Below are 12769 nucleotides of genomic sequence, written 5' to 3' on the forward strand. Positions count from 1 at the left end.
GAACGCTTGCTCCAGCCGACATGATGGCCAAGCACCTTCATATTCCGGTCCAGTTGAACATCAACGCCAAATGCCATTTGATTGTCCCGCCAGAACCGTACGTCTTTCCAGGATACCTCGCCTCGTAGCCGTCCTGTTTTTCCTCCACCTGCAAATGCACCTGATCCGCAAAGCCTAGGAAGGCTTTTACCCCGTCGGCCTCCAGTGCGGCCTTTACGGCCGGAACATGTTCGCTTGGCTTATATTTGACCACCGTGGATTCCAGACGGATCCGGCTGGCGGTTACCGTGCCCGTGCGATAGCAATCCCCGCAGTCGGCGGTAAACTGCCAGCTCCTGCCCGACATGCTGGGTACAAGCGTGATGGCCGTGACCCTGCCAAGCTGGAGCTTAAGCCTTCTTTTGATCCGCCAGCGCAGCCGCAGACGTATGGCGATGTAGAGAATGGTTGCGGCGTAAATCCCGGCAAACATTGGTCCCGGCGGGAAGATGCCACATATCCAGAAGAGCAATCCGATCGCATGAGCTCCGAACAAATAAGGATCAAACAGGCAAAGGGCATCCAAATGCCACCATTTCCTGGAGAACGGCCTTAGGCATTGGACGCCATACGTGTTGAACAGATCTAGAGCAATATGGAAGCATACGGCGGCAAGCGTCCATACCATGACCAAAAGGACGTGATCCAGCACGCCGAACAGCCATGCGAATGGTCCGCCAATCCCGGCAGCCCAGACAAGCGGAGCCGGCACGGAATGCGTAATCCCCCGATGATTCCTAATATAGGCGGCTTGCCCCTTCAACCTTGCAAATACGTCAAAATCCGGCGCATGGCTGCCCAGCACCGTACCGGCCAGAACCGCATACCCGATCTCCGGATGAACCGAAATAACCGGATCCAGCATGGCAAGACCGCCAAGTGTTGCGCCAAACAGCAAATGACTTCCCGTATCCACCTGACCTCATCTCCTTAGCCGCAGATTTAGTACCAGCATAATACGGGACCGTTATGGGATTATTTTCGAACCGTGTTGATTTTGTAAGGGGCTGGCTCGCTACTCTTTGGAACGGGGAATTTCGGTGTGATACAGGTCGTGGGCGGCATAGGATTCCGGGAAAATCTTCCTTGCTTCCTCTTCAAGGCCCGCAAGATCCTCATCCACAAACCTTGTGCTGAAATGCGTCATGATCAGCTTTTTGGCATTGGCGTTACGCGCGGTAGTTGCCGCTTCCACGGTTGTGGAATGCCCGTACAAATGGGCTTTCTCTTCCTGACCGGCCGCAAAGGTGGCTTCATGCACGAGCAGATCCGCATTTCGAGCCAGTCTTAAAGCATTGTCGCAAGGCTTGGTATCGCCTGCAATGGTAATAATCCGGCCGCATTGCGGTTTTCCCGCTACGTCTGCCGCTCGGACGAGCGTTCCGTCAGGCAGCGTAATATCTTCCCCTTTTTTAATCCGTCCAAACAACGGACCTGCCGGGACGCCCAACTGCCGCAGCCGCTCGACATTCAGCTTGCCCGGGCTTTCGCATTCGGTAATGCGGTAGCCAAAGCAAGGAACGCGGTGCTCCAGCGGCAGTGCTTCAACCATGTAACGCTCGGTTTTATAGACAATTCCTTCGGACACTTCATGGTAGGTAATTTCGTAATCAATTCGGGTACTGCTGAGCGTAAGCGCTGTCTCAATCATCTCGCGGATACCCGGGGGACCGAATAGCTGGAGCGGACCGTTGCCTCCAACGTAGGACCGGGTGCTGAGCAGCCCGGGAATCCCGTATGTATGATCGCCATGCAGATGGGTAACGAACAGCGCCTCAAGCTTGTTAAGCTTAAGCGGCGTATGCATCAACTGATGCTGAGTCCCTTCGCCAGCGTCAAACATCCATAACGAACAGTCCGGATCCGGCAGCCTGAGCGCGATGGACGTTACGTTCCGATGCTTCATCGGGCGGCCTGCGCCTGTTCCAAGAAACCATATTTCCATTGTGCTGCCACCTCCAGATCACCATATGAATAGGATGAAAGCCCCCGCTAGCCGGGACTGGTTGGTCAACCAGCCATTGCTTACGGAGGCTTAGCTTGCATCTATCGTTCTACTTTTTCAACGTTGAAATATTGCGCTTCCGGATGAGCGAATACCATTGCGGATACGGATGCTTCCGGCTCCATCATGAACCCTTCCGTCAATTCCACGCCGATATCTTCAGGCTTCATCAGCTCGAACAGCGGTCCTTGGTCTTCCAGGTTCGGACATGCTGGATAACCGAAGGATACGCGAATGCCTTGATAACGGGCGCCAAAGCGCTGCTTCATCGTCATTGTCGCCGGATCCGGGTACCCCCAAATATCGCGCATCATATGATGGACGCGTTCCGCCATCGCCTCGGCTACCTCCAGGGCTACCGATTGCAAGGCATGCGAGCGAAGATAATCGCCTTTTTCCTTCCACTCGTTTGCCAGCTCGCGTACGCCTTGACCGGCTGTAACGACAAGGAAACCGACATAGTCCATAACGCCGCTATCCACCGGCTTCAGATAATCCGCCAAGCAAAGGAATGGCTCTACCTGCTGGCGCGGGAACGTAAACCGCTTGATCTCCTTCGTATGATCCTGAGGATCATAGATGATGATATCATTGCCGGACGATTGCGCCGGGAAGAAACGGTACATGCCATGTGCCTTAATAATACCGTTTGTTGTGCCTTCCTGCAAAATCCCATCAACGGTTTCTTTCAATTGCACGGCCTTCTCGTTGCCTTCCTGGAGAAGGTTATCCACGTTGCCCTTCAGACCCAGGTGATGACCAAGCAGCATTTGCATGTTCACGTAAGGAATGATATGCGGAATCGGAACGTCCCGCAGAATATGTCTGTCCGTATCCGGCGGGATATAGACCGGGGCATCCACGGAGATTTTCGATCGTTCAACCCGGGTTAACTGAGGCTGAGGTTTTTTCTCCTCTTCCACATCGCCGCCGGATTCCTTGTAAATCCGCAATTCCTCTTCCATTTTGCCGCGATGCTCTTTATCCATCAGCTTGTTCGCAAGATCCAGACCGTCCATCGCATCCTTCGCATACAACGTCAAGCCATCGTATTCGGGGCCGATTCTCGTCTTCGTGAATTTACGCGTAAGAGCTGCGCCGCCAACCATGATTGGAGCGGAAATACCCGCGTTACGCATATCCTGTGCGGTTACGACCATCTGTTGGGCGGATTTAACGAGCAGACCGGAAAGACCGATAATGTCGGCATTTTCCTTGCGCTGCGCTTCAATCAGCTGTTCAGGCGGTACTTTGATGCCCAGGTTGATAATTTTGTAACCGTTGTTAGACAAAATAATTTCGACAAGGTTTTTGCCGATGTCATGCACATCGCCTTTAACCGTAGCCAGAATGATCTTGCCCTTCACTGAGGTTTCATTCTTTTCCATGAACTGTTCCAGATGGGCTACCGATGCCTTCATTACCTCGGCGCTTTGCAGCACCTCCGCTACGATGAGCTCGTTATTGTTGAACAGGCGCCCTACTTCTTCCATCCCGCGCATCAACGGTCCGTTGATTACTTCGAGCGCCGTATATTTCTTGAGCGCTTCGTCAAGGTCGGGAATAAGTCCTTCCTTCGTGCCTTCCACGATGTAAGAAGCAAGACGCTCCTCCAGAGAAAGATTCGATACCTTCTCCTTCTTCACGACTTTCTTCTCGCGGAATGCCGCAACGAACGCAGCAAGCGTATCGTCATTCGTGTTATAGATCAGATCTTCCGCCAGCTTGCGCTCTTCCTCCGGAATGGAAGCATACCGCTCCAGTTTTTCCGTATTTACGATCGCATAGTCAAGACCGGCTTTCGTACAGTGGTACAGGTAGACCGAGTTCAGTACCTCGCGGCCCGCGTCAGGCAGACCAAACGAGATGTTGCTCAGACCCAGAATCGTCTTTGCTTTCGGGAACTTCTCCTTAATCATCCGGATGCCTTCGATCGTCTCAACAGCGGATCCGATATATTGCGGGTCGCCGGAGCCAACCGGGAACATGTTCGGGTCGAAAATGATATCTTCCGGATTCATGCCGTATTTATTTACAAGGAGATTATAAGAACGTTCGGCCACTTCCATCTTCGCTTCGCGGGAAACCGCCTGTCCGCGTTCATCGATCAGGATCATGACAACCGCGGCACCGTATTGGTGAATGAGCGGCAGGATCTTCTCGAACTTCGATTCGCCGTCTTCCAGGTTAATCGAGTTGATGATGGCTTTGCCTTGCGAATACTTCAGACCAAGCTCGATGATATGGTCATACGTCGAATCGAGCATTAACGGCACTTTAATCTTCTTTACGACCTGCGGCAGGAACTCATGTACCGCATAAGCTTCGTCAATGTCCGTATCCTGCAGGTTGATATCGATAATATGAGCTCCGCCTTTAACCTGGGAACGCGCGATTTCCGAGGCCTCGTCGAACTTGCCTTCTTTAATCAAACGTTTGAACTTCCGGGATCCGGAAATATTAGTCCGTTCGCCGATCATAATCGGACGGTTGTCGTCTTCGATAAACACCGTATCGATACCGGACACAGCAGCCGGATGAGTACCGTACTGCGTACGCGGCGCGTAATTCGCCATCGTATCGTGCAAAGCTTTAATGTGCGCCGGAGTTGTGCCGCAGCAGCCGCCCGCAATGTTAAGCCAGCCCTGCTCGGCAAATGCCGACATTTTTCGCGCCAGAGATTCGGGTGATTCATGGTAATGACCGTTCTCATCAGGCAGGCCCGCGTTAGGATAACAGCTGACAGCCGAATCGGCAATTTCGCTCAGCGAGCGGATATGGTCGCGCATGAATTCCGGTCCCGTTGCGCAGTTCAGTCCGATCGAAATCGGTTTCAGGTGTTCCAGGGAAATGTAGAAGGATTCAATGGATTGACCGGCAAGCGTCGTGCCCATCGGCTCAATCGTACCCGAAATCATAATCGGAAGCTCGCGGTTCATAGCCGCAAATGCCTTGCGGATCCCGATGCTTCCCGCTTTAACGTTCAAGGTATCCTGCGATGTCTCCAGAAGGATAGCGTCTACGTCGCCTTCGATTAAGGCAACGGTTTGTTCATAATAGCTGTCTACAAGTTCGTCAAAGGTAACTCCGCCTGTTACGGACAAAGTTTTTGTAGTTGGCCCCAAAGCGCCGGCTACATACCGAGGGCGGTCAGGTGTCGAAAATTTATCCGCCGCGTCTCTTGCCAGCTTGGCGGCAGCAAGGTTAATTTCGCGGGCTTTTTCCGGAATGTCATATTCCGCCAATACGACGCTAGTCGCGCCAAACGTATTGGTTTCCAAAATATCGGCGCCGGCTTCCAGATACTTCTCATGGATCATCGAAATAACATCCGGACGCGTTAATACGAGCATTTCATTACAGCCGTCAAGCTCTTCTCCGCCAAAATCATCAGCAGTCAAATCCGCCTGCTGAATCATTGTTCCCATCGCTCCGTCCAGGATGAGTATCCGCTGCTGCATCAATTCTTGTATGGTCGGTTTCAACAAATTTCGTACACCCTTCCTCCGAAAATCATTAACAAATAGTGTAACAGAATAGCCGCACTCTGAAAAGGCAGTCCATCGACATTTGACTACATTTGCTATATAATTGGACTTATCAGTTAATTTCTATAGGGAAAGAGGGATTGAGAATGGCTGAAATCCGCATTCGCAATACTAATGAACGTATTTCTGGTGAACAGAACGTTCGTGAATTTTTAGACAAACAAGAAGTTCTTTACGAACATTGGGATGCAACTAAACTCCCCGCGCACCTCAAAGAGAGATTTGTTCTTTCCGATGAAGAGAAAGCAGAAGTTCTGTCCACTTTCAATGCTGAAATTACGGATCTTGCCGCTCGCCGCGGTTACAAAACTTGGGACATCATTACTTTATCCGATGCAACTCCAAACCTTGATGAACTGCTGAAAAAATTCGAGTCCGTTCATACACATACAGAAGATGAAGTTCGCGCGATTACAGCCGGCAAAGGCATCTTCGTTATCAAAGGCACCGAAGAAGTCGGTTACTTCGACGTTGAACTCGAAGCCGGCGACGTGATCTCCGTTCCGGAAAGAATCCCTCATTTCTTCACGTTGATGGATAACCGTGAAATCGTGGCCGTACGCCTGTTCATTGAAACAGAAGGCTGGATTGCGCATCCATTCGAAGATCCTGCTTTCGTTAAGTGAGACCTGTTCATAAAATTAAGCCCCTCGTTCCATCTTCCGATGGCGAGGGGCTTTGTCTTGTCCATTATTGCTCGAGAAGCAGCAGCAGCTCTTCCAAATGGGCAATTTCATGCGAAGGAATGATTTCGTCATTGCGCACCGCACCGTGACGGTTCACCCATACGGATGTCATGCCAACCGTATTCGCGCCGAGAATATCGGTAGTCAGCTTGTCGCCAACCATAATGCCATGATCCGGCTCGATTCCGAGACGTTCCATCGCATGACGGAAGATGGAAGCGGCAGGCTTGCCCTCACCGTACTCGCCCGAGATAATGATGTGATCGAAGTAAGGAGTCAGCTCAGGAACGCCGGCAAGCTTCTCGCGCTGCAGATCCGGAGAACCGTTTGTCAGCAGGAGCAGCTTATACTTTCCTTTAAGCGCATCCAGCACGCGGAACGTTTCGTCATAGACAAAAGGACGTTTGCGGCGTTCCGCTGGGAACTGCTCTGCCAGCTTAGCGCCAAGCTCTTCGTTATCAACGCCAAGCGCGCGCAAGCCGCGAGTCCAAGCTTCCTTGCGGTAGCCCGGCGCAAGCTGCTCCAGCTTGCGGAACTCTTCCTGCTCGCCTTCGCGGAAATTCGCCCAGAGTCCTTCAAACGGGTTAATACCGATCATCTTCGTGAACGGGAACGTCTCATAGGATTCATAAAGAGCGCGCGCTTCTTTGCGTACGGCTTCTTCAAGCTGCTCCGGATCAACGCCGGCAGCTTCCGCACCGGCTTGGCATGTTGCTTCAAATGCTTCTTTTACGCTGCGGTCATCCCACAACAACGTATCGTCAAGATCAAATAGTACCGCTTGCTTCCCCATAATTCGCATAACTCTCCTACTCTTTTTCTATTTTTGTTCGAAAGGCAAATTGTGTGTTTTGGCGAAATCCTGCAGTCTGCTGCCGATCTCATCCGTTGGGTAACGGTTAAGCAGCCGCGAGAATACCCAGTTTGCGCCTTTTTGCTGCATGATCACGACCGCACCGTTTTGAACGCTGATCCCTTTAATGTTGGAAACGTGCAGCTGCTTGTCCCCCGTCATTTTACGGGTCTGGATATAATCCTTGCCGATTGAAATGTAAGGACGGCGCAAGAAGAAAATAAGCGCCAGGAAAATGTAGCAGCCGATCGTTACCCAGAACATAGACGTAGGCTCAAAGGAAGGATCCGTCGTAACGAAAACCGTATACATACTGATCAACAAAATGAGCACAATCGGGAATATGTAGTTACGGCCGGTAAACCGGTCTACCTTGGGTTTCGATGAAGTGCCAATCTGCGATGCTCCGTGCTTTTTACGCGCTTTGTTGATTTGGTTCGTATTTTTGCGCACTTTGCGCTCCCACGTGCGTGACAAGCTTATTCCTCCCATTGTATATTGCAGACGCCGTTCATGGAACGGCGCCAACGCTAGTTATATAGTTGTATGACTTAATTAATGAGCAACATCGTTAGGATCGCCGTCTACAATCTCGATCGAATCCAACTGCTGGCGGAAATTCCTTTTGAAATTCTCCAAATATTTCTGGCGCAATACGGCACGCTCCGCAATTTCCTCTTCGGTCAAACCTACCGTTTTATTTTTACGGGATAATTCGTTAATACGCGCGATGACTTCTTCCACTGCCTTCACCTCATTTGCTTATTACTCATCCTTCTTACCTATTTTGACTTTTAACGCGAGCAATTGTCAAGGCAATGATAGAAGAATAACAAAAGGACAGGCAATTTCGAACATCCTGTGTCCGAATAGCCTGTCCTTCCGATTATATGGCCTATTGAGGAATAATTAATACCTGTCCTGGCCGAAGCTCAACCGAGCTTAACTGGTTGCGTTCCTTAATCTTGTATATGTATTGTCTTATGTCCTTGGAGCCCTCGGAAAAACGATCTGCAATCCCCCACAGCGTATCCCCCGTCGTTACGATAACCGTTTGCTCATTCGCTGCAGCCTCTTGAATATGATCGGACGATGCATTCGTACGCATCATAAGGAAGCTTGTAAAAAGAAGAACGAACACTGCAGCACACACAATAAGTTTAAAAGCATGGCGTTGAACGTGATGACCCCGCGATTTGAACGATTTAGCGGTTTTTTCCTTATGGATACTTTTATAAAAAGATGGATTCATGATCATTATTATCGCTCCCCGAACGTTTGTTCTGTTTTCTTATGTTCTTAGAATAACACGAACAAATGTTTGCAGTCAATAAAAATGCGAACTTTTGTTTTTAAGAACTTATGTTTGTACGAACTCCGGTTCTATGCTATAATTTTCTACAAATATTATATTGGAGTGATTCACGTGTCTAAGATTTCGAACCGCCAACAGTCGATTCTTGAATTTATTAAGAATGAGGTTCGGGACAAAGGATACCCGCCTTCTGTTCGCGAAATCGGCGAAGCGGTTGGCCTGGCGTCAAGCTCCACCGTTCACGGCCATCTGGATCGGCTAGAGAAGAAAGGCCTGATCAGACGAGATCCAACGAAACCTCGGGCGATCGAAATTTTGGATCAAGACGGTGTTGACGGCATTATCCTCCCCGCTGTGGCTCAAGTGCCAATCGTCGGCAAAGTAACGGCAGGCGTGCCGATTACGGCGACTGAGAATATTGAAGAGTACTTCCCGTTATCCGCACACTTCGTTGGCGACGACGAGGTATTTATCCTGAATGTCGTTGGCGACAGCATGATTGAAGCCGGCATACATAACGGCGACTATGTTATCGTCCGCCAGCAGCAGACCGCCAACAACGGCGATATCGTAGTAGCCATGACGGAAGATGACGAAGCGACGGTTAAGACCTTCTATAAAGAGAAGGATCATATCCGCCTTCAGCCGGAGAACTCCACCATGGAGCCAATCCGTTTGAACAATGTCACCATTCTTGGCAAAGTAGTTGGCTTGTTCCGTGACTTTCACTAATCTGTTCGCATAAAAGAGGCTGTTCCCGCTAATCCGATTTCGCATTCGGTTAGGGAGAACAGCCTCTTTTTTACCTGATTATGGTATTATCGTATTGCTTCATCTTTAGGCGACGAGGTGGTTAAGCATGAAGAAAAAATTAACGAGGTCTTTATTCGATAAATCCATTGCCGGAGTTTGCGGAGGAATCGCCGAATACTTCAACCTTTCCTCTTTGTTTGTAAGACTGCTGTTCCTCCTCTTTGTCCCCTGCAATCTTGTTGTTTACATCATCCTTGCGAACGTTATCCCAGCCAGCCCTCCGTTGTTATATAAGAGATAGAAAAAAATCCCCTGACGCTTAGAGCGCCAAGGGATTTCCATCTTAGTACAGCGTCAGATACTGATCGCGTTCCCATTGATGAACTTGTGTTTTGTACATGTCCCATTCGATTTCTTTCAGTTCGTAGAAATGGGCAAGAGCATGTTCGCCAAGCGCATCGCAGATCACGTCGCTGCGAAGCATTTCGTCGAGCGCTTCCTTCAGATCGGAAGGAAGGCTTGGCACGCCGGACTCCAGGCGCTCCTCTTCCGTCATGATGTAGATGTTGCGGTCTACAGGAGCCGGAAGCGCCGTTTTGTTTTTGATGCCGTCAAGGCCGGCTTTCAGCATTACGGCAAGAGCCAGATACGGGTTGGCAGCCGGGTCCGGGTTGCGAACCTCGATACGCGTGCTAAGTCCGCGGGAAGCCGGGATACGGATCATTGGCGAGCGGTTGCTTGCCGACCAAGCTACATAGCAAGGCGCTTCATAACCGGGAACCATCCGCTTGTACGAGTTAATGGTAGGGTTCGTAATAGCCGCCATCGCGCGAGCATGCTCGAGGATGCCTGCCATATAGTAACGTGCGGTTTGGCTAAGGCCGAGACGATCCTTCTCGTCATAGAATACGTTTGTGCTGCCTTGGAAGAGCGATTGGTGACAATGCATACCGGAACCGTTTACGCCAAACAGAGGTTTCGGCATAAAGGTGGCATGGAGGCCATGTTGTCTCGCAATCGTCTTAACAACAAGCTTAAACGTTTGAATTTGGTCTGCGGCTTTGATCGCATCCGCATATTTGAAGTCGATCTCGTGCTGGCCTGGAGCAACCTCATGGTGGGAAGCTTCAATCTCGAAGCCCATTTCTTCCAGCGTCAATACGATTTCACGGCGGCAGTTCTCGCCCATGTCCATTGGCGCAAGGTCGAAGTATCCGCCCTGGTCATTCAGTTCGGTTGTAGGCTCGCCGCGCTCATCCGTTTTGAACAGGAAGAATTCCGGTTCCGGACCAACGTTCATCGCCGTAAAGCCCATTTCTTCCGCCTCTTGCAGCGCACGCTTCAGAATACCGCGCGGGTCGCCCGCAAACGGAGTGCCGTCAGGCATATAAATATCACAGATCAGGCGGGCAACGCGGTCTTGCGCAACCCATGGGAATACGACCCAAGTATCCAGATCAGGGTATAAGTACATGTCAGATTCTTCGATACGAACGTAACCTTCAATGGAAGATCCATCGAACATCATTTTATTGTCTAATGCTTTATCCAGCTGGCTTACCGGAATCTCTACGTTTTTGATCGTTCCGAGCAAATCGGTAAATTGAAGACGGATAAATCGAACGTTCTGTTCCTCCGCAATGCGTTTAATATCCTCTTTTGTGTAGCTCACAGCATTCATCTCCTTTAAAAGAATTGCGAAGCTATTCTTACTTCGTAAGCATACGCTTAAAGAATTGTGAAGCAATTCTTGCTTCGTAAGCATCAGCTTTAATAGGACATGCTAGCGCTTGTTCAAGAAACGGGACAACTGGCCTTGAATAAGCGAAGCCTGACCAGGGCGTTTCTCCAGCAATTGCTGCTTGAGAAGGCGGTGCAGCTGCGCATCGGATAGCTCCTTGCGCTTCACTTCGGATTGCTCGCTTACGATTGTTGCATCATCCGATTCTTTTGAAACCGGATTCATGACTTGCTTAATGCCGGCGATATTAACGCCTTTTTCGATTAACGCCTTAATTTCCAGTAACCGTTCAACGTCATTAAAAGAGAACAGTCGCTGGTTGCCCGCCGTTCTGGCGGGAACAATCAATTCATGCTGCTCATAATAACGAATTTGACGCGCCGTTAGATCCGTCAGCTTCATTACGATACCGATCGGAAATAAGGCCATGTTTCTACGAATATCGTCACCCATGTCGCATCAACCTTCCAGTCGCTCATTTATACACCTATCATAACGCCCTACCAAAAACGTGTCAAGTTGTGTTAGGTTTAATTACGTTTAATTATGATAAGCCCGTTGTTAATGAGTCGACGTAACGCTGTGAGAACACCAAACTTCGCATGGGCAAACGTCAAACCGCCTTGCATATAAGCGATATAAGGCTCGCGGATAGGCGCGTCCGCAGACAATTCAAGGCTTCCGCCCTGAATAAACGTCCCTGCCGCCATAATGACGGGATGCTCGTATCCCGGCATGTCCCATGGCTCGGGCACAACATGCGAATCTACCGCCGCAGCCTTCTGAATACCCTGTACAAAAGCGATCAACTGCTCCGCACCGCCAAAACGGACAGCCTGTATAAGGTCAGTACGCGGCTCAGACCAATGCGGTTTCGTTTCAAAGCCAAGCTGCTCGAACATTGCCGAAGCAAATACGCTTCCTTTAACAGCTTGTCCAACCAAATGCGGCGCCAGGAACAAGCCCTGATAAATACCTCGCAGCGTGTCAAGCATAGCGCCAACTTCCCCTCCGATGCCAGGCGCCGTAAGACGGAAGGCAGCCTGCTCCACGGCAGCGGCAGTACCAACGATGTATCCCCCGGTCGAAGCAAGGCCTCCTCCGGGATTTTTGATAAGCGAGCCCGCCATGATATCAACCCCAACCTGGGTTGGCTCCAGAAGCTCGGTAAATTCCCCGTAGCAGTTATCTACAAATACAAGCACATCCGGCTTGATTTGCTTCACGCGCTGAACCATATCGCCAATCTCGGCAACGGTAAATGACGCCCTCCAGCTATAGCCTCTCGATCGCTGAATGCCGATAACCTTCGTCCGCTCGTTAATGCCGGCTTCAATGCCGGTCCAATCCAGACTTCCGTCCTCGTGCAGAGCCACCTCGTTATAGCGGACGCCCCAATCCTGAAGAGAGCCCGTCCCGTCTCCGGGCTTGCCGATCACCTTGTGCAGCGTATCGTATGGCTTACCTGTAATGTAAAGGAGCTCATCCCCCGGCCGGAGCACGCCAAATAACGCGCACCCGATGGTGTGCGTACCCGATACGAAATGCGGACGCACAAGCGCCGCTTCCGCTCCAAATACATCCGCGTAGACCAGATCAAGCACTTCACGGCCCCGGTCATTATAGCCATACCCCGTTGAGCCGGTAAAATGAAAATCGCTGACCTGGTGCCGCTGAAACGCCCGGATCACCTTCCATTGATTTTTTTCGGCGATGCGGTCAATGGAACGAAGCTGGCCTGCAGCCAGCTCCTCCGCTTCGTCCGCTAATTTTTCAAGTTCATCCCATACGGATTCATTGTCTTCCTGCGCATTGTAACTCATTCTAAG

General features: G+C 50.5%; 13 protein-coding genes. 3 read left to right on the forward strand and 10 right to left on the reverse strand.

The features are described from left to right. Positions 1-37 precede the first annotated feature (37 nt). From CFI03_RS28490 to metH, 3 genes are all read right to left on the reverse strand, one after another. Positions 38-955, reverse strand: a complete 918-nt coding sequence (locus CFI03_RS28490; protein ID WP_248762518.1) for a metal-dependent hydrolase — start codon at positions 953-955, stop codon at positions 38-40. 99 nt (positions 956-1054) lie between these two features. After that, the gene (gene rnz / locus CFI03_RS28495; RefSeq protein ID WP_248762519.1) at positions 1055-1984 is read right to left on the reverse strand and encodes a ribonuclease Z; all 930 of its coding nucleotides are present in this window, start codon (positions 1982-1984) and stop codon (positions 1055-1057) included. 101 nt (positions 1985-2085) lie between these two features. Further along, positions 2086-5532 (reverse strand): methionine synthase, encoded by a 3447-nt coding sequence (metH, locus tag CFI03_RS28500; protein WP_127491283.1) that lies wholly within the window; start codon positions 5530-5532, stop codon positions 2086-2088. A gap of 146 nt (positions 5533-5678) precedes the next feature. Between metH and CFI03_RS28505 the strand changes: the two genes are divergently transcribed. Next, positions 5679-6218, forward strand: a complete 540-nt coding sequence (locus tag CFI03_RS28505) for a 1,2-dihydroxy-3-keto-5-methylthiopentene dioxygenase (protein ID WP_248762520.1) — start codon at positions 5679-5681, stop codon at positions 6216-6218. A gap of 64 nt (positions 6219-6282) precedes the next feature. Here the strand turns inward: CFI03_RS28505 and CFI03_RS28510 are convergent, their stop codons facing one another. The 4 genes from CFI03_RS28510 to CFI03_RS28525 all read right to left on the reverse strand — a co-directional run bounded on the left by CFI03_RS28510 (position 6283) and on the right by CFI03_RS28525 (position 8242). Continuing rightward, positions 6283-7071: an HAD family hydrolase gene (locus CFI03_RS28510; RefSeq protein WP_127491287.1), complete on the reverse strand. Its 789-nt coding sequence runs from the start codon at positions 7069-7071 to the stop codon at positions 6283-6285. A gap of 27 nt (positions 7072-7098) precedes the next feature. Further along, complete coding sequence (locus tag CFI03_RS28515; protein ID WP_127491289.1) at positions 7099-7608, reverse strand: hypothetical protein; 510 nt, start codon at positions 7606-7608, stop codon at positions 7099-7101. Positions 7609-7686: 78 nt separating this feature from the next. Continuing rightward, a complete protein-coding gene (locus CFI03_RS28520) occupies positions 7687-7875 on the reverse strand; it encodes a DUF896 domain-containing protein (protein ID WP_015844221.1) in 189 nt (62 codons plus the stop codon). Positions 7876-8026: 151 nt separating this feature from the next. Continuing rightward, positions 8027-8242 (reverse strand): LysM peptidoglycan-binding domain-containing protein, encoded by a 216-nt coding sequence (locus CFI03_RS28525; RefSeq protein WP_164775355.1) that lies wholly within the window; start codon positions 8240-8242, stop codon positions 8027-8029. A gap of 315 nt (positions 8243-8557) precedes the next feature. On the opposite strand from CFI03_RS28525, the gene lexA reads away from it, so the two are divergent. Both lexA and CFI03_RS28535 read left to right on the forward strand, forming a co-directional pair. After that, positions 8558-9178, forward strand: a complete 621-nt coding sequence (lexA, locus tag CFI03_RS28530; RefSeq protein ID WP_248762521.1) for a transcriptional repressor LexA — start codon at positions 8558-8560, stop codon at positions 9176-9178. Between the two features lie 127 nt (positions 9179-9305). Then, a complete protein-coding gene (locus CFI03_RS28535; RefSeq protein WP_248762522.1) occupies positions 9306-9500 on the forward strand; it encodes a PspC domain-containing protein in 195 nt (64 codons plus the stop codon). 42 nt (positions 9501-9542) lie between these two features. Here the strand turns inward: CFI03_RS28535 and glnA are convergent, their stop codons facing one another. The 3 genes from glnA to CFI03_RS28550 all read right to left on the reverse strand — a co-directional run bounded on the left by glnA (position 9543) and on the right by CFI03_RS28550 (position 12763). Beyond that, the gene (glnA, locus tag CFI03_RS28540) at positions 9543-10871 is read right to left on the reverse strand and encodes a type I glutamate--ammonia ligase (protein ID WP_132304996.1); all 1329 of its coding nucleotides are present in this window, start codon (positions 10869-10871) and stop codon (positions 9543-9545) included. A 111-nt stretch (positions 10872-10982) separates the two neighbouring features. Next, the gene (locus CFI03_RS28545) at positions 10983-11393 is read right to left on the reverse strand and encodes a MerR family transcriptional regulator (protein WP_015844216.1); all 411 of its coding nucleotides are present in this window, start codon (positions 11391-11393) and stop codon (positions 10983-10985) included. A 77-nt stretch (positions 11394-11470) separates the two neighbouring features. Then, a complete protein-coding gene (locus CFI03_RS28550; protein ID WP_248762523.1) occupies positions 11471-12763 on the reverse strand; it encodes a methionine gamma-lyase family protein in 1293 nt (430 codons plus the stop codon). Positions 12764-12769 lie beyond the last annotated feature (6 nt).

The organism is Paenibacillus sp. ATY16, assembly GCF_003399985.2.
GTDB lineage: Bacteria > Bacillota > Bacilli > Paenibacillales > Paenibacillaceae > Pristimantibacillus > Pristimantibacillus glycanilyticus.